We start from the raw sequence: 16827 nt of genomic DNA, 5'->3' as shown, positions 1-16827 counted from the left end.
CCCTCAGACACTGTCGACGATTCCGACCCTCCCCTCCGCGCGGGCGCAGTGGCCGCCGCAGTACCAGTGGCCGTCGACCTCCACGCCCTGGCCGATGACCTGCACACGGCAGTGCTCGCAGATCGGTGCCATGCGGTGGATCGCGCAGGCGAAGCAGTCGAAGACGTGCACCGCGCCCTGGGCGTGCACTTCGAAGGTCATACCGTAGTCATTGCCGCATACTTCACATCTCGCCATGCGCCACAGGGTGAGCCGTGACCGCCGCGCGGGCGAGCGGGCAGCGGGCGAGTCGTCCGCCAATCACCCGTACGCCCCCTCGTGCGCGGGACGCCCCCTCATGAGTGGTACGCCCCTTCGCCCGCCGCCCGCCGCCCGCCGCCCGCCGCCCGCCGCCCTTCGCCCGCCGCCCTTCGCCCGCCGCCCGCCGCCCGCCGCCCGCCGCCCGCCGCGCGCCCCTCGCGGACGCGGCACGCCCCCACGGCCGCTGCGCGACGCCAGGGGCGCGGCGTGCCCTCCGCGCCGGTGCCGGACGCCGCCGTCAGTCGCCGTCCGCGGGCTCCACGTCCCTCAGGAGCTGTCCGAACGCCGCCTCGTCCACCACCGGCGTGCCGAACTGGCGCGCCTTGGCCGCCTTCGACGTCCCCGAGTCCGGGTCGTTGGTGACGAGCAGGCTGGTCAGCCGGGACAGGCTGGTGGCGACATGCAGTCCGGCCTCCGTCGCCCGGTCCTCCAGCAGCTCCCGCTCGACGGAGGTGTCGCCCGAGAAGGCGACCCGCATGCCCTGTTTGAGGCGTTTGCCCGCTTCGTAGCGTCCGGGGTTGGGATAGGGGCATGCGGGCCTTTTGCGGGACGGGCGCCAACTCGCCGCCCGGTAGCCGCCGTAGCCGCCCGACTGCTGCCGGGGCACCGGCCGGTCCGACCACTCCGTCAGCGGCAGGCACTCCAGCAGCGGCAGCCTGACGCCGCCCGCCGCCGCGGCCAGCAGGCTCGGCCGGAACGCCTCCGCCAGGACCCGCGCGTCGTCCAGCGCGTGGTGCGCGCGCTGCTGCACCACGCCGAAGTGCGCCGCCAGCGACTCCAGCTTGTGGTTGGGCAGCGGCAGCCCCAGCTCCTTGGAGAGCGCGATGGTGCACAGCCGCTGCCGCACCGGCGCCTCGCTCTTCGCGCGCGCGTACTCGCGGGCGATCATCTGCCAGTCGAAGACCGCGTTGTGCGCCACGAGCACCCGGCCCGCCAGCCGGGCTGCGAACTCCTCGGCGATGTCGGCGAAGAGCGGCGCGCCTTCGAGTACCTCGCTCGTCAGCCCGTGGATCCAGACCGGCCCCGGATCGCGCTCCGGGTTGACCAGCGTGTACCAGTGGTCCTCGACCTCGCCGCGCGCGTCCAGCCGGTAGACCGCCGCGGAGATGATGCGGTCGTCCCGGGCCAGGCCGGTGGTCTCCACGTCAACGACCGCGTATCCCTGCGGATACGCGGTCGGCCACGGTGTGGGGGAGGGCCCTGCGAGGGTGCGGTCTTCCAGCATGGTCCCTGAGGATACGGGCCACGACTGACAGCCCGGTCCCGCAGGTGCCCTCCGCAACCCTCCGCGGTTCTCCGCGCCGTCCGCGGGCCAGGGCCCCCGCGTCCACCGTCAGGGGTGCCGCCCCGCGCGCGTGGGTGCAAGGCGGCGTGCGCGGGCCGGAGTTCGCGCCGAGGCGCGTGTTGCCGAGCGCGTACGGGTCCGGCGCACCGGAGCGTCCGTGGGCAACCCCCGGCTCCGCGCGGCCGCTTCACCCGCACGGGCGGGGGGCGTGACCGTTCCCGGGGCCGCGGCCGTGCGATCCTCCCTGCTGTGACCGAACCCACGCACGACGAGGCACATGGCGGAGCCCTCGGCTCCCGTCTCAACTGGCTGCGGGCCGCAGTCCTCGGGGCGAACGACGGAATCGTCTCCACCGCCGGCCTCGTCGTCGGCGTGGCCGGCGCGACGGACTCCCGCTCGGCGCTGCTCACCGCGGGGCTCGCCGGTCTGCTGGCCGGATCGATGTCGATGGCCGCGGGGGAGTACGTGTCGGTGTCCACCCAGCGGGACTCGGAGCGGGCCGCGCTGGCGCTGGAGAAGCGCGAGTTGCGCGAGCAGCCGGAGGCCGAGCTGCGCGAGCTGACCGAACTGCTCCAGGAGCGGGGGCTCTCGCGCGAAGTGGCCCGGGAGGCGGCCGAACAGCTCACCGCGCGGGACGCGCTCAGGGCGCACGCGCGCGTGGAGCTGGGCATCGACCCCGACGAGCTGACCAACCCCTGGCACGCGGCCTGGGCGAGCTTCCTCGCGTTCACGGTGGGCGCGTTGCTCCCGCTGCTGGCGATCGTGCTGCCGCCCGCCCCCTGGCGGCTGGCGGTCACCGTGCTGTCCGTGCTGGCCGCCCTCGTCCTCACGGGCTTCAGCAGCGCGCGGCTCGGGGCGGCGCGACCCGGCCGGGCGGTGCTGCGCAACATGGCCGGCGGAGCACTGGCCATGGCGGTGACCTACGTGGCGGGTGCGCTGCTGGGCAAGGTCGGTGCGTGACACCGGCCATGACCCGTCCGACATCGGCCCTGCCCCTGCCGGGGCGTGACACCGGCCCTGCCCCCCGTCGGGGCGTGACATCGGCCCAGCCTCCGTCGGGGCGTGACACCGGCCATGACCCGTCCGACATCGGCCCTGCCCCTGCCGGGGCGTGACATCGGCCCTGCCCCTGCCGGGGCGTGACACCGGCCCTGCCCCCGTCGGGGCGTGACAGCGGCCCCGCCCCTGTCGGGGCGTGACATCGGCCCCCCACGCCACCACCCCCTCCCGTCCCCGGCCCCGCTTCGGCCGCCGCCGGTGCGTGTGAGCTGCGGTCGGCTTCAGCGGACCGGCAGCGGCAGCGCCGTCAGCAGCCCCGACACCACGACCACGAACCCGAGGGCGGCGATCTCCGCGCGCGCGGGAGTGCGGGCGCTCAGCGGGTCCGGTGACCGGCGGAGCCGCAGCCGCGCCCACAGGGCGAGCAGGGCGACACCGGCCACCAGGACCACCTTGGCGAGCAGGGTGCGGCCGTAGGCCGTCGCCGTCAGCTGGTGCAGCACCGTGTCCGGGGGCATCCGGCGCAGCGCACTGCACACCCCGGTCGCGGTGACACCGGCGAGCAGCAGGGCCGCCACGCGCGCGTACCGGCCCAGCAGGGCGGCGCCGGCCCCTGTGCCGTGCCAGTGCCGCAGTGTGCGCAGGGTGTGCAGCAGGCCGCCCGCCCACAGTGCCCCGCACGCCAGGTGCACGAGGGTCAGCACCGAGCCGGTCAGCGGGCTGTTCTCGGTGCCGGGGTGGGCGCGCAGCGCCTCGGCCACGATCACCGCGCCGAGGGGCCACAGCCGGACCGCTGGGCGGCGCGAGAGGGCGCACAGACCCGCCACCAGGAAGGCGTCGACCTCCAGCAGGGCCAGGGAGCCGTCCCGGGTCCGGTAGAGGCCGCCGACGTCGATCTGCGCCAGGCTGTGCGGCACGAGGTGGCCGGTGGCGACCACGCAGGCGAGGCCCAGGGCGGCGAGGAAACCGGCGGCCGCCGCGTGCGGGGACCAGCTGCGGGGCGGCCCGGCCGGGGGACCGGGGAGACCGGCGGCCAGCCGGTCCACGAACGCCTCGCCGACCGGTACGCAGAGCGCCGCGAAGAGCGCCGCGCGCAGCAGGGAGATGCCGCCGACGCCGGGAGCGGCGGCCTCGCCGGTGGCGTGCAGGGCGGCGGACGGGCCGAGCAGCGGGATCAGCGCGGCGAGGATCACCAGGCCGAGGAGCGCCGACGCCCGCACCAGGGCGGCGCGCCGCCCCTTCCGGCCGGCGTCGGCCGCCTCGGTGACCGGTCGTATGAGCGTCACTCAAGGATCTTCGCCAGCCACCACAAAGGGGGCAAGTGGGCAGCGACAACCGGGGGAACCGCATTCCGCCCGGCGGCCCCCCGCCCGAACGGGCGCCCGCTCAGGCGCTGTGCGCGCCCGCTCGGGCACCCGCCCACGCGCCCGCTCAGGACCAGCGCGCCTCGTCCGTCCCCCAGGGCCCCGGCGGCCGTGCCCAGTCGGTCGGGCCGCCGGCGAAGTCGACGGGCGAGAGGGCGTGGCGCAGCCTCCCGATCCGGCTGTCCGTCTCGCCGAGCCAGGGCTCGGGACCTTCGTACGGCGCACCCGGCTCACTCCGTCCCCCGGTGTCCGGACCGGTGCGGTTGCCCGTCAGCCACCCCGCCGTGCGGGCCAGGGCCAGCCGTACGAACCTGCCGCCGCCGTCGTACGACTGCTCGGTCAGCGCCCGTAGCACGGCCGCCGCCAGCAGATAGCCCGTGCCGTGGTCCAGGGCCTGCGCGGGCAGCGCGCCCGGCCGCCCGTCCGTCCCCTCGGTCGCCGCGACGCCGGTGGCGACCTGGACGAGGCTGTCGAAGCCCCGCCGTCCGCCCCACGGCCCGTACCGGCCCCACGCCGACACCTGGGCCACGACCAGGCCGGGCCGCCGCTCGGCCAGTGCCTCGAGGGAGAGCCCGAACCGGTCCAGGGCGCCGGGCCGGTACCCGGTGACGACCACGTCCGCCTCGGCGAGCAGGCTCTCGAAGACCGCCCGGTCGGTGGCGAGGTCCAGCGTCGCCGACCGCTTGCCGAAGTCCGTGTCCGCGTGCTGGTCGGCGATCTCGGGCAGGTGCGGCGGGTCCAGCCGCAGGACGTCCGCGCCGAGCAGCGCGAGCGTGCGGGTGGCGACCGGACCGGCCAGGACCCGGGTCAGGTCCAGCACGCGCAGCCCGGCGGCGGGCAGCACGGGAGTGCCGTCGAGGGGCGGGAGCACGCGCGCGCGTGCCGTGTCGAGCCGGCCTCGCTCGACCAGCGGCCGGGCGGCCACCGCGACCCCCTGCGGATGCGCCGCCCACTCCTTCGGGGTGCGCAGCGCCACGGCAAGCCCGCCGGCCGCGTACACGGCCTCCTCGACGTCCTGGGCGGACCGCGCGGCGAGTGCGGCCTCCACGGACGCCACGGACGCCACGGGGTCGCCTTCCCCGGCCGGCAGACCGAGGGCGGCGAGCAGCCGTGCGCGGTGGTGCGGGTAGTTGGCGTGCGTGCGGACCCAGCCGTCGGCCGTCCGCCAGAACCGTGACAGCGGGGCGAAGGAGACCGGTGCCCGCCCGTCGACGAGCAACTGCCGCTCACTGGCGAACGCGGTGGCCACGGCCCCGTCGTCGACGCGCACCGCGGGCACCTCGGCGAGGGCGGCCCGGCGCGCCGCCAGTTCGGCGGCGGCCAGCGAACACGCGCCCACGCACGCGCGTGCCAGATCACGCACGGGAAGGCGCGCGGTGAGCGCGCCTTCCCGTGCCACGGTGGTGACGCGGTCCACGAGGCCCAGGTCGCCGCCCAGTGCGGACCATGCGAACGAGATGTCAGTCATGACCGCACTATGCAGCACCGGTCCCGTGCCCCGGCAGGCCGGGCGGGCTACCTGGTCACGGCCGCCAGCGCGTCCGCCGTGCCCCAGCCGTAGAAGCCGTTGCGGTTCTTCGTGCCCTGGCACACCGCGTCGACCTTGCCGTCCCCGTCGATGTCGTAGGGGTCCGTGCACGGGGTGGCGTTGGCCTCCGCGTACAGCAGCGCCTTCACCAGGGCGGCCGGCGCGTGCGGGTGCGTCGACTTGATGAGGGCGGCGACTCCGGCGACGTGCGGGCTCGCCATCGACGTACCGGCCATGTAGCCCCACTTGCCGCCCGGCAGCGGGCCGAGGATCAGTCCGCTCTGCGCCGGCGCGTCCGGCTTCTGGTACGCCGTCGAGTCGCCGCCCGGCGCGGCGATGTCGATGACGCCGAGGCCGTAGTTGGAGAACGACGACTTGATCCCCTTGGCGCCGGTCGCCGCGACGGTGACCACACCCGGCAACTGGGTGGGGATGTCGTAGCACTTGTGCGGGTCGATCACCCGGTCGCCCGGAGTGGAGTCGTTCGGGGAGGCCGGGTCCGTGAGCGAGTGGGACGCCAGGTCGTTGTTCTCGTTGCCGGCCGCCGCGATGTTGACGGTGCCCTTGCGCTCTGCGTACTGCGAGGCCCGCCGGACGGCGTCGACGAGCGCCTTCTGGTCCGGGTCGTCGACGCAGTTGAAGTTCCAGGGGTCGGTGTAATAGCTGTTGTTGGTCACGTCGACGCCGTGGTCGGCCGCCCACACGAATCCGCACACCACGGCCTCCGTGTAGAAGAAGCCGTCCGGGTTGCCGACCTTGATGCCGGCCACCTTCACGCCCGGCGCGACACCGGTGATGCCGACGCCGTTCTTGGCGCCCGCGATCTCCCCGGCCACGTGCGTGCCGTGCGGGCTCTCGGAGGCGCTGGGCCGCCAGGCGCCGTCCGTGGTGTCCGGCTTGCCGGAGACGCAGTTGACGGAGGCGCGGCGGTCGAAGTTCGGGGCGATGTCGGGGTGCGTGTCGTCCACGCCGGTGTCGATGACGGCGACGGTGACCTTCGGGCTGCCGAGCGTCTTGAGGTGCGCCTTGTCCGCCTTGATGGCGGGCAGGTCCCACTGCAGGGGTTCCAGCGGGTCCTGTCCGGCGGCGGCCCTGGTTCCGGCGCCGGCCACCTGGGCGGCGGTGAGCGGCTGCGGGGTGCCGACGTCGGTGGTCGACTGGGCGGGCAGCGGCGCGGTGCGCGTGGCGCCCGCCGAGTCCACCCCGTGGACCTTGCGGATGGTTCTGGCGAAGCCGGGGTCGGCGGAGTGGACGACGATGACGCCTATCTGGTCGTACGAGGTCACGATGGTGCCGCCGGCCTCGCCGATCGCCTTCTTCACCTGCGCCGAGATCCCGTGCCCGGGGCGGACGTTGACGACGTAGCTGAGCGAGGCCGCGTCCGTCCGGGCGGTGTGGGCGGCGGGCGCGGCCGGGGTCGCCGACGCGGTGGCGCCGGGCAGGAACGCGACGGCGGTGGCCATGGCCATACCGAGCGGGAGGGCGAGGACGCGGCGGGCGCGCGGCTGGGACGCTGTCATGTGTCTGTGACTCCAGTGTGTTCGCGGTGGTGTTCGCGGTGGCGTGGGTACAGCGGTTCGCGAGTGATGCTCGAACGGACGGTGCGGCACGAGCCGCGCGCACTGTCGCGGGTACGCGCGCGCGGACGAAGACGAAGCGGACGAAGGCGCGGGCGTGAGGCGGGCGGCGTACGCGGCCCCGCCGCCGTCAGGGGCGTCGTCCGGGACACGTCCCGCGCGCGTGCGCGGTGGTGTGACGGCCGGCCCGGGGGTTGACGGCGTGCGCGCGACGGCACGACCGGTGCGGCCGGGGCGGGCCGGCGTCCGCAACGCAGACGAACCATGGGGACTCCACATCATCCGGGTGCGGCACCGCCCGAGCCACGGGTACGGCTCGGGCAGGTACATGACGGGTGGTGCAGGGCGAAGCTATCCCGCCGTCTCACCGGTCAGCAATGAGTCGGCAATGACTTGTCCAGGCCACTTGCCGAAAGAACTCATAGGACTTGAACCGGTCCTCGCGTGGCGCCGTGGACCTTGGACAGGGGGCCCGAGCACCATCGAGCCCCCTGGCGCATCCGCATCCGCATCCGTTCATCGAGACCGTCCGCCGAGATCCGCGCGCGAGACGCGTCCACCGAGATCCGTCCGCCGAGATCCGCACACGAGGAGACAGACGTGGCCACCGAGACACCGCCACCCCCGAAGGCCCGGGCCCCCCTCCCCTCCGCACAGGAGTTCTCCACGGTGGCCCAGAGCGCCGAGTTCGACGAACTGCGCCGCTCCTACCGCTCGTTCGCCTTCCCGCTGACCATCGCCTTCATCGCCTGGTACCTGCTCTACGTCCTGCTGTCCAACTACGCGGGCGGCTTCATGGGCACCAAGCTCTTCGGCAACGTCAACGTCGCCCTCGCCCTGGGACTCGCCCAGTTCCTCACCACGTTCCTCATCGCCTGGTGGTACGCGCGGCACGCCGCCGCGAAGCTCGACCCCAAGGCCGAGGCCATCAAGTCCCGGATGGAGGGCGGCGCATGACACCCGCGACCCACCCCGCCGCGCACACCGCCCACACCCTGCTCGCCGCGGGCGGCGCCGCGAGCGAGCACCGGACGCTGATCATCACGCTCTTCTCGGTCTTCGTCGCCGCGACCCTCGTCATCACCGTCTGGGCGGGCCGCCAGACCAAGGACGCCGCCGACTTCTACGCGGGCGGACGGCAGTTCACCGGATTCCAGAACGGTCTCGCCGTCTCCGGCGACTACATGTCCGCCGCGTCCTTCCTCGGCATCGCCGGCGCCATCGCCCTCTTCGGCTACGACGGTTTCCTGTACTCCATCGGCTTCCTGGTCGCCTGGCTGGTCGCGCTGCTCCTGGTCGCCGAACCGCTGCGCAACTCCGGCCGCTACACCATGGGCGACGTCCTGGCGTACCGCATGCGCCAGCGCCCGGTGCGCACCGCCGCCGGCGCCTCCACGATCGTCGTGTCGATCTTCTACCTGCTGGCCCAGATGGCGGGCGCGGGCGTCCTGGTCTCGCTGCTGCTCGGCATCACCAGCGACGGCGGCAAGATCGGCATCGTCGCGCTGGTCGGCGTCCTGATGATCGTCTACGTCACCATCGGCGGCATGAAGGGCACCACCTGGGTGCAGATGGTCAAGGCCGTGCTGCTGATGGTGGGCGCGATCCTGCTGACGTTCCTGGTGCTGCTGAAGTTCGACTTCAACCTCTCCGACCTGCTCGGCCGCGCCGCCGACAACAGCGGCAAGGGCGCCGCCTTCCTTGAGCCCGGCCTCAAGTACGGCGCGACCGGTACCACCAAGCTGGACTTCCTCTCGCTCGGCATCGCCCTGGTGCTCGGCACCGCGGGCCTGCCGCACATCCTGATCCGCTTCTACACGGTCCCGACCGCGAAGGCCGCCCGCAAGTCGGTGATCTGGGCGATCGGCCTGATCGGTGTCTTCTACCTGATGACGCTCGCGCTCGGCTTCGGCGCCGCCGCGCTCATCAAGCCGGACGAGATCATCGCCTCCAACAAGGCCGGCAACACGGCCGCCCCGCTGCTCGCCCTGCACCTCGGCGGAGTCGACTCCAACTGGGGAGCCGTGCTCCTGGCCTCCATCTCCGCGGTCGCCTTCGCCACCATCCTCGCCGTCGTCGCGGGCCTCACCCTGGCCTCGTCCTCCTCCTTCGCCCACGACATCTACGCCAACGTCATCAAGAAGGGACGGGCCACCGAGAAGCAGGAGATCGGGGCTGCCCGCTGGGCGACCGTCGGCATCGGCGCGGTCTCCATCGTCCTGGGCGCCCTCGCCCGCGACCTGAACGTCGCCGGACTGGTCGCCCTCGCCTTCGCCGTGGCCGCCTCCGCCAACCTGCCCACGATCCTCTACAGCCTCTTCTGGAAGCGGTTCACCACCGCCGGCGCCCTGTGGTCGATCTACGGCGGCCTGGTCACCGCCGTCGGCCTGGTGCTGTTCTCGCCGGTCGTGTCGGGCAAGCCCACGTCGATGTTCCCGGACGCCGACTTCCACTGGTTCCCGCTGGAGAACCCGGGCCTCATCTCCATCCCCGTCGGCTTCCTGCTCGGTGTCGTCGGCACCCTGCTGTCCAGGGAGACGCCGGACGCCGCCAAGTACGCGGAACTGGAGGTGCGGTCCCTGACCGGCACCGGAGCGCACTGAGCCCCTCCCGCACACCCGTCCCGCCCGTCCGGGGGCGGCCGTGCCGTGGGGGCTCGTAGAGACCTACGACACGGCCGCCCCCCACGTCGTGGGATCGGGACCGGTGTCGCTGTCACCCCCGTCACGTAGGCTCGCAGGAGAAGGAAGAAGAGAAGGACGGGAAGGAACACGACAGCGGCAACGCGTGTTCCACCGAAAGGCGAAGAGGGAGGGGGCCACGTGCTCATCGACACCTACGGCCGGGTGGCCACCGACCTGAGGGTCTCGCTGACCGACCGGTGCAATCTGCGCTGCACGTACTGCATGCCCGAGGAGGGCCTGCAGTGGCTTGCCAAACCCGATCTGCTCACCGACGACGAGATCGTCCGGCTGATCGACATCGCGGTCACCTCCCTGGGCATCGAGGAAGTCCGCTTCACCGGCGGTGAACCGCTGCTGCGGCCCGGCCTCGTGGGCATCGTCGAGCGCGTCGCCGCCCTCGATCCGCGACCGCAGATGTCCCTCACCACCAACGGCATCGGCCTCAGGCGCACGGCGTCGGCCCTGAAGGCCGCGGGCCTCGACCGGGTCAACGTCTCCCTGGACACGCTGCGCCCGGACGTCTTCAAGGCCCTCACCCGCCGGGACCGGCACAAGGACGTCCTGGACGGCCTCACGGCCGCCCGTGAGGCCGGACTGACCCCGGTGAAGGTCAACTCCGTCCTGATGCCGGGGCTGAACGCCGACGAGGCCCCCGACCTGCTGGCCTGGGCCGTGGAGCACGACTACGAGCTGCGCTTCATCGAGCAGATGCCGCTCGACGCCCAGCACGGCTGGAAGCGCGAGGGCATGGTCACCGCGGGGGACATCCTCGCCTCCCTGGGCACCCGCTTCGAGCTGACCCCCGAGGGCGCAGGCGAGCGCGGCTCGGCACCGGCCGAGCGCTGGCTCGTCGACGGCGGCCCGCACCGCGTGGGCGTCATCGCCTCCGTCACCCGCCCGTTCTGCGCGGCCTGCGACCGCACCCGCCTCACCGCCGACGGCCAGGTCCGCACCTGCCTGTTCGCCACCGAGGAGACCGACCTGCGGACGGCCCTGCGCTCGGGCGTCCCCGACGAGGAGATCGCCCGTCTGTGGCGGGTGGCGATGTGGGGCAAGAAGGCGGGCGCGGGCCTGGACGACCCGTCGTTCGTCCAGCCCGACCGTCCGATGTCCGCGATCGGCGGCTGACCGCGCCGGACCACCGAGTGGCCCGGCGGCGCGCTCAAGCCTCCCGCGACGCCTGCCACTCGGCCAGCGGGACCACGTCCTTCAGGAAGCCGCGCACCCCGAGGAACTGCGACAGGTGCTCGCGGTGCTCGTCGCACGCCAGCCACGTCTTGCGCCGCTCGGGCGTGTGGATCTTCGGGTTGTTCCAGGCCAGCACCCACACGGCGGCGGCCCGGCAGCCCTTGGCCGAGCAGATCGGGGCGGTCTCGTCACTCACAGTTCGTCTCACAGCCGCAGCACACAAGGCGACGCCGAGCAGCCACGGGGGGAGCTGCCCGGCGTCGGTCTGTCGCTCCGACGGGGGATGCGGAGCGCGTACGAAGTATGTCACGGGTCACCCGACACCCGGGACCGGAACAACATGATTGATCTGAGCATTTCCTGAGGTTCGCCGGAGCCGCCACACGCGCCGCATCCGGCGGTCCGGAGCACCCGGCCGGTCACACCCCGTTGCGACGCTCCCGCGCGGCGCCCGCCGTGTCCGCCGCCGGATCGCCCGCCGCGTCCTCCGCAACGGATTCCGCGAAGCCGCTCGCGGACCCCTCAGGCGAGGCCTCGGCGGACCCGCTCCCGGCCTCTTCGCCCGGCCCGTTCTCGAACGCCTCGCCGGAGCCGGCGCCCGCAGTCCGCGGCGATGTGATCATCGGCTTGGTGGGCACGGTCACGAACGTCGACGGCAGGCCCGGCGCGTTCTCCCGGCCCGCGTTGGCGATCACCACGGCGATGTAGGGCAGCGCCGCACCGAGGACCAGGGCCACGATCGCCACGTACCGTTCCACGTTCCACAGCGCCACCGCGAGGAGGACCGCCACGGTGCGGATCGACATGGAGATGACATACCGGCGCTGACGGCCGCGCACGTCCTCCTGGAGGCCCGTGCGCGCTCCCGTGATCCGGAACACCTCGACGCCGCCACCGCCATGCTGCTTCCGCATCACATTCCACCATTCGCCCGCATCGGACACTTCCCCGGTCCGCCTCCGGCTCCCGGCCGTCGCGGACACCGGCCCGCACTCCCTTCCACGGTACGCCGCGCACGCCCCGCCGACGCGGCCGGGGCACCCGCTGCCTGCGCGAACGGCGCACGCACTCCCGCGCGTGCGTCCTGCGCACACCCGCGCACACGCTCTGCGCACGCCGCGCACCGCCGCCTCCGACATGCGTCGTACGGTCCACCGGCCGACACTTGCGGTAATGCTCACGTCGAGCCGGACGAGGAGGCAGCCATGGGCTGGTTGTGGGCGATCATCGTGGGGTTCATTCTCGGCCTGATCGCCAAAGCGGTCATTCCCGGCAAGCAGCACAGCCCTCTCTGGCTGACCACCATCTTCGGCATGCTCGGCGCCATCGCGGGCAACGCCGTCGCCAGGGCGGCCGGTGTGGCGTCCACGCGCGGCATCGACTGGAGCCGGCACATCTTCCAGATCGTCGCCGCGATCATCATCGTCTTCATCGGCGACATGCTCTACATGGCGATGTGGGGCAACAGGCACCGGCGGCGCGAGCGGGCATGACCGGCACGGCACGGGACGCGGGGAAGGGGCGACCCCGGGACCAGCATCCCGGGACCGCCCCTTCCTTCCGTTTCCCGCGGGCGGCCCGCCCGCGGATCGTCCTCCCGCGGGTCCGGCCGCGGACGGATCAGCCGGCGGTGACCTCGACGGCCGCCAGGTTCTTCTTCCCCCGCCGCAGCACCAGCCACCGGCCGTGCAGCAGGTCCTCCCGGGCGGGCACGGCGTCCTCGGCGACGACCTTCACGTTGTTCACGTAGGCACCGCCCTCCTTGACCGTGCGCCGCGCGGCCGACTTGCTGGGCACCAGGCCGACCTCGGCGAACAGGTCGACGACCTGGCCCAGCTCGGCGACCCGGACGTGCGGCACCTCGGACAGCGCGGCGGTCAGGGTGCGCTCGTCCAGATCGTCCAGCTCACCCTGGCCGAACAGCGCCTTGGACGCGGCGATCACGGCCGCCGTCTGATCGGCGCCGTGCACCAGCGTCGTCAGCTCCTCCGCCAGCGCGCGCTGCGCCGCCCGCGCCTGCGGACGCTGCACCGTCTGCTCCTCCAGCTCCTCCAGCTCCTCGCGGGACCTGAAGGACAGGATGCGCAGGTACTTCGAGATGTCCCGGTCGTCCACGTTCAGCCAGAACTGGTAGAACGCGTAGGGCGTCGTCATCTCCGGGTCGAGCCAGACGGCGCCGCCCTCGGTCTTGCCGAACTTGGTGCCGTCCGCCTTCGTCATCAGCGGCGTCGCCAGCGCGTGCACGCTCGCGTCGGGCTCCAGCCGGTGGATCAGGTCCAGCCCGGCGGTGAGGTTGCCCCACTGGTCGCTGCCGCCCTGCTGGAGCGTGCAGCCGTGGCGCCGGTAGAGCTGGAGGAAGTCCATGCCCTGAAGGATCTGGTAGCTGAACTCGGTGTAGCTGATGCCCTGGTCGGACTCCAGGCGGCGGGCCACGGAGTCCTTCGTCAGCATCTTGTTGACGCGGAAGTGCTTGCCGATGTCCCGCAGGAACTCGATCGCGGACAGGCCCTCGGTCCAGTCCAGGTTGTTCACCATGACCGCGGCGTTCTCGCCCTCGAAGGACAGGAACGGCTCGATCTGGCGGCGCAGCTTCCCCACCCAGCCGGCCACCGTCTCCGGCGCGTTCAGCGTGCGCTCGGCCGTGGGACGGGGGTCGCCGATCAGGCCCGTGGCACCGCCGACCAGCGCCAGCGGCCGGTGACCGGCCTGCTGGAGCCGGCGCACGGTGAGCACCTGCACCAGATGCCCCACGTGCAACGACGGCGCGGTCGGGTCGAAGCCGCAATAGAACGTGACGGGACCGTCCGCGAGCGCCTTGCGCAAAGCGTCCTCGTCGGTGGACAGGGCGAACAGCCCACGCCACTTCAGCTCGTCGACGATGTCCGTCACGGTTCTCGTGTCTCCTAGGTGGTGCACAGGGTCCTCGGGCAGTCGGGTGACAGCCGACTACGAGGTTATACGCCCTGACTGACAGAGCTCATGTTGAAATCCGGGACGCGCAGCGCCGGCATCGCGGCCCGCGTGAACCAGTCGCTCCACTCCCGCGGCAGGGTCCGCTCGGTGCGCCCGGCCTCCGTCGCCCGGCCCAGCAGGTCCACCGGCGACTCGTTGAACCGGAAGTTGTTGACCTCGCCCGTCACCTCGCCGTTCTCGACCAGGTACACCCCGTCCCGGGTCAGCCCTGTCAGCAGCAGCGTCGCGGGATCCACCTCGCGGATGTACCACAGGCAGGTCAGCAGCAGTCCGCGCTCCGTCCCGGCGACCATCTCCGCCAGGGAGCGGTCGCCGCCGCCGTCCAGGATCAGGTTCCCGGCGGACGGGGCGACGGGCAGTCCGGTCAGGCCCGCGCTGTGCCGGGTGGTCAGCAGGTGCTCCAGCCGTCCGCCGCCGATCCACTCGGTCGCCCGCACCGGCAGCCCGTTGTCGAACACCGACTGGTCGGCGCCGGAGGAGTGTGCGACGACGAACGGCGCGCACTGCAGGCCCGGCTCGTCCGGGTCGCTGCGCAGGGTCAGCGGCAGCTCGCTGAGCCGGTCGCCGACCCGTGTGCCGCCGCCCGGCCGGGAGAAGACGGTCCGCCCCTCGGCCGCGTCCCGGCCCGAGGAGGACCAGATCTGGTAGATGAGCAGGTCCGCGACCGCGGTCGGCGGCAGCAGCGTCTCGTAGCGCCCGGCGGGCAGCTCCACGCGCCGCTCGGCCCAGCCGAGCCGTACGGCCAGCTCCGCGTCGAGCGCCGCCGGGTCGACGTCCTTGAAGTCGCGCGTCGAGCGCCCCGCCCACGCCGAACGTGTGCGGTCCTTGGACTTGGCGTTCAGCTCCAGGGTGCCGCTGGGCTGGTCGTGCCGCAGGCGCAGGCCCGTCGACGTACCCAGGTAGGTGGAGACCAGCTCGTGGTTGGCGAAGCCGTACAGTTCGCGGCCGCCCTCACGCGCGCGGGCGAACGACTCACCGAGGGCGGGCGCGAAGTCCGCGAACACGGCCGAGGAGGTCTCGACGGGCGCGTCGGTGAAGTCCGGGGACGCGGGCACGTCCGTGACCAGCGGCTGCGCGTCCTCGGCGGGCCCGGCGCCGCGGGCCGCGGCCTCGGCGGCCCGTACCAGCGGCTCCAGCTCGTCCTCGGTCACCGCCGACCTGGACACGACGCCCGAGGCGGTGCCCTCCTTGCCGGCCACGGTCGCGATGACGGTGAGCGTGCGCCCGCGCGTGACACCGTTCGTGGTGAGCGCGTTGCCCGCCCAGCGCAGGTTGGCGGACGAGGTCTCGTCCGCGATGACGACACACCCGTCGGCCCGGGACAGGGCCAGGGCGCGCTCGACGACCTCGTGCGGCTTGCTCGTACGCGGACTCATCGACCGGCCTCCTGGGTGGTGTTCAAGATGTTGACGCCCTTGAAGAGGGCCGACGGGCAGCCGTGCGAGACGGACGCGACCTGGCCCGGCTGGGCCTTGCCGCAGTTGAAGGCGCCGCCGAGGACGTACGTCTGCGGGCCGCCGACCGCCGCCATGGAACCCCAGAAGTCGGTCGTGGTCGCCTGGTAGGCGACGTCCCGCAACTGCCCGGCCAGCCGCCCGTTCTCGATCCGGAAGAACCGCTGCCCGGTGAACTGGAAGTTGTAGCGCTGCATGTCGATCGACCAGGACCGGTCCCCGACCACGTAGATGCCCCGCTCGACGCCCCCGATCAGATCCTCGGTGGACATCCCGGCCGGGTCCGGCAGCAGCGACACGTTCGCCATGCGCTGCACCGGCACGTGCCCGGGGGAGTCGGCGTAGGCGCAGCCGTTGGACCGCTCGAAACCGGTCAGCCGCGCGATCCTGCGGTCCAGCTGGTAGCCCACCAGCGTCCCGTCCTTCACCAGGTCCCAGGACTGCGCCTGAACGCCCTCGTCGTCGTAGCCGACGGTCGCCAGGCCGTGCTCGGCGGTGCGGTCACCGGTGACGTTCATCAGCTCCGAGCCGTACCTGAGCCTGCCCAACTGGCCGAAGGTGGCGAAGGAGGTGCCGGCGTAGGCGGCCTCGTAGCCGAGCGCCCGGTCCAGCTCCGTGGCGTGCCCGATCGACTCGTGGATCGTCAGCCACAGGTTGGAGGGATCGACGACCAGGTCGTAGACGCCTGCCTCGACGCTCGGCGCGCGCATCTTCTCCGCGAGCAGCTCCGGGATCCGCTCCAGCTCGCCGTCCCAGTCCCAGCCGGTCCCGGTCAGGTACTCCCAGCCGCGTCCGGCGGGCGGCGCCAGCGTCCGCATCGAGTCGAACTCCCCGCTGGCGGCGTCCACCGACACGGCCGTCAGCTGCGGGTGCAGCCGCACCCGCTGCTGCGTGGTCACGGTGCCCGCGGTGTCGGCGTAGAACTTGTTCTCGTGCACGGTGAGCAGCGAGGCGTCCACGTGGTCCACGCCGTCCGCCGCCAGCAGCCGCGCGCTGAAGTCCGCGAGCAGTGCGGACTTCTCCTCGTCCGGTACGGAGAAGGGGTCGATGTCGTACGCCGACACCCAGGTCCGCTCCGCGTGCACCGGCTCGCCGGCCAGCTCCACCGTCTCCTTCGAACCGGCCGCCGCGATCACCTGAGCGGACAGCTTCGCCATCGCCACCGCCTGCGAGGCGACCCTGGCGGCGGCGTCCATGCTCAGGTCCACCCCGGAGGCGAACCCCCACGCCCCGCCGTGCACGACCCGCACCGCGTACCCGAGGTCGGTGGTGTCCGACGACCCGGCCGGCCGCGCGTCACGCAGCCGCCAGGACGCGCTGCGCACCCGCTCGAACCGGAAGTCCGCGTGCTCCGCGCCGAGCGCCCGCGCGCGGGCGAGGGCGGCGTCGGCCAGGGCGCGCAGCGGAAGGGTGAGGAACGATTGATCGATCTCATGGGCCACGGGTGGATCCTTCCGAGCGCTTGTCTGCGGTGA

The 16827-nt window shown here is 73.1% G+C and carries 15 protein-coding genes; 5 read left to right on the top strand and 10 right to left on the bottom strand.

Translation table 11 applies throughout. The features are described 5' to 3' along the window. Positions 1-3 precede the first annotated feature (3 nt). Together AB0G56_RS02420 and AB0G56_RS02415 are read right to left on the bottom strand one after the other, a co-directional pair. Positions 4-237, bottom strand: coding sequence for a hypothetical protein (locus AB0G56_RS02420; protein WP_360962392.1), 234 nt, complete (start codon positions 235-237; stop codon positions 4-6). A 301-nt stretch (positions 238-538) separates the two neighbouring features. Beyond that, positions 539-1525 (bottom strand): DEDDh family exonuclease, encoded by a 987-nt coding sequence (locus tag AB0G56_RS02415; RefSeq protein ID WP_360962389.1) that lies wholly within the window; start codon positions 1523-1525, stop codon positions 539-541. A gap of 309 nt (positions 1526-1834) precedes the next feature. On the opposite strand from AB0G56_RS02415, the gene AB0G56_RS02410 reads away from it, so the two are divergent. Continuing rightward, complete coding sequence (locus tag AB0G56_RS02410) at positions 1835-2545, top strand: VIT family protein (RefSeq protein WP_360962386.1); 711 nt, start codon at positions 1835-1837, stop codon at positions 2543-2545. Between the two features lie 320 nt (positions 2546-2865). Here the strand turns inward: AB0G56_RS02410 and AB0G56_RS02405 are convergent, their stop codons facing one another. The 3 genes from AB0G56_RS02405 to AB0G56_RS02395 all read right to left on the bottom strand — a co-directional run bounded on the left by AB0G56_RS02405 (position 2866) and on the right by AB0G56_RS02395 (position 6996). Continuing rightward, positions 2866-3861, bottom strand: a complete 996-nt coding sequence (locus AB0G56_RS02405; protein WP_360963270.1) for a CopD family protein — start codon at positions 3859-3861, stop codon at positions 2866-2868. A gap of 154 nt (positions 3862-4015) precedes the next feature. Beyond that, complete coding sequence (locus AB0G56_RS02400) at positions 4016-5416, bottom strand: CoA transferase (protein WP_360962384.1); 1401 nt, start codon at positions 5414-5416, stop codon at positions 4016-4018. Positions 5417-5463: 47 nt separating this feature from the next. Further along, positions 5464-6996 (bottom strand): S8 family serine peptidase, encoded by a 1533-nt coding sequence (locus tag AB0G56_RS02395; protein WP_360962381.1) that lies wholly within the window; start codon positions 6994-6996, stop codon positions 5464-5466. 657 nt (positions 6997-7653) lie between these two features. On the opposite strand from AB0G56_RS02395, the gene AB0G56_RS02390 reads away from it, so the two are divergent. The 3 genes from AB0G56_RS02390 (at position 7654) to moaA (ending at position 10865) form a co-directional block, all read left to right on the top strand. Beyond that, positions 7654-8010, top strand: a complete 357-nt coding sequence (locus AB0G56_RS02390) for a DUF485 domain-containing protein (protein ID WP_360962378.1) — start codon at positions 7654-7656, stop codon at positions 8008-8010. Continuing rightward, entirely contained in the window at positions 8007-9656 is a 1650-nt protein-coding gene (locus AB0G56_RS02385) for a cation acetate symporter (protein WP_360962375.1), read from the top strand. Before AB0G56_RS02390 ends, AB0G56_RS02385 begins: the two co-directional genes overlap by 4 nt. Positions 9657-9875: 219 nt before the next feature. Beyond that, positions 9876-10865: a GTP 3',8-cyclase MoaA gene (gene moaA, locus AB0G56_RS02380; RefSeq protein ID WP_360962372.1), complete on the top strand. Its 990-nt coding sequence runs from the start codon at positions 9876-9878 to the stop codon at positions 10863-10865. A 34-nt stretch (positions 10866-10899) separates the two neighbouring features. On the opposite strand, the gene AB0G56_RS02375 is transcribed toward moaA, so the two are convergent. Together AB0G56_RS02375 and AB0G56_RS02370 are read right to left on the bottom strand one after the other, a co-directional pair. After that, positions 10900-11121, bottom strand: coding sequence for a hypothetical protein (locus AB0G56_RS02375; protein ID WP_360962369.1), 222 nt, complete (start codon positions 11119-11121; stop codon positions 10900-10902). Positions 11122-11344: 223 nt separating this feature from the next. Further along, complete coding sequence (locus AB0G56_RS02370; protein ID WP_360962366.1) at positions 11345-11839, bottom strand: DUF3099 domain-containing protein; 495 nt, start codon at positions 11837-11839, stop codon at positions 11345-11347. Between the two features lie 291 nt (positions 11840-12130). On the opposite strand from AB0G56_RS02370, the gene AB0G56_RS02365 reads away from it, so the two are divergent. Next, positions 12131-12418 (top strand): GlsB/YeaQ/YmgE family stress response membrane protein, encoded by a 288-nt coding sequence (locus AB0G56_RS02365; RefSeq protein WP_360962363.1) that lies wholly within the window; start codon positions 12131-12133, stop codon positions 12416-12418. A 127-nt stretch (positions 12419-12545) separates the two neighbouring features. On the opposite strand, the gene tyrS is transcribed toward AB0G56_RS02365, so the two are convergent. From tyrS to AB0G56_RS02350, 3 genes are all read right to left on the bottom strand, one after another. Next, on the bottom strand, positions 12546-13814 hold the full coding sequence (gene tyrS, locus AB0G56_RS02360; protein ID WP_360962360.1) for a tyrosine--tRNA ligase: 1269 nt from the start codon (positions 13812-13814) through the stop codon (positions 12546-12548). Between the two features lie 65 nt (positions 13815-13879). Further along, on the bottom strand, positions 13880-15274 hold the full coding sequence (locus AB0G56_RS02355) for a TldD/PmbA family protein (protein ID WP_360962357.1): 1395 nt from the start codon (positions 15272-15274) through the stop codon (positions 13880-13882). Further along, positions 15271-16794, bottom strand: a complete 1524-nt coding sequence (locus tag AB0G56_RS02350; protein ID WP_360962354.1) for a TldD/PmbA family protein — start codon at positions 16792-16794, stop codon at positions 15271-15273. The genes AB0G56_RS02355 and AB0G56_RS02350 overlap by 4 nt, the downstream gene beginning before the upstream one ends. Between the last annotated feature and the right edge of the window lie 33 nt (positions 16795-16827).

It is taken from the genome of Streptomyces sp. NPDC021356, assembly GCF_040641015.1.
Lineage (GTDB): Bacteria > Actinomycetota > Actinomycetes > Streptomycetales > Streptomycetaceae > Streptomyces.
Note: the sequence above shows the minus strand (reverse complement) of the source record. Positions and strands in the feature narration are given on the sequence as shown.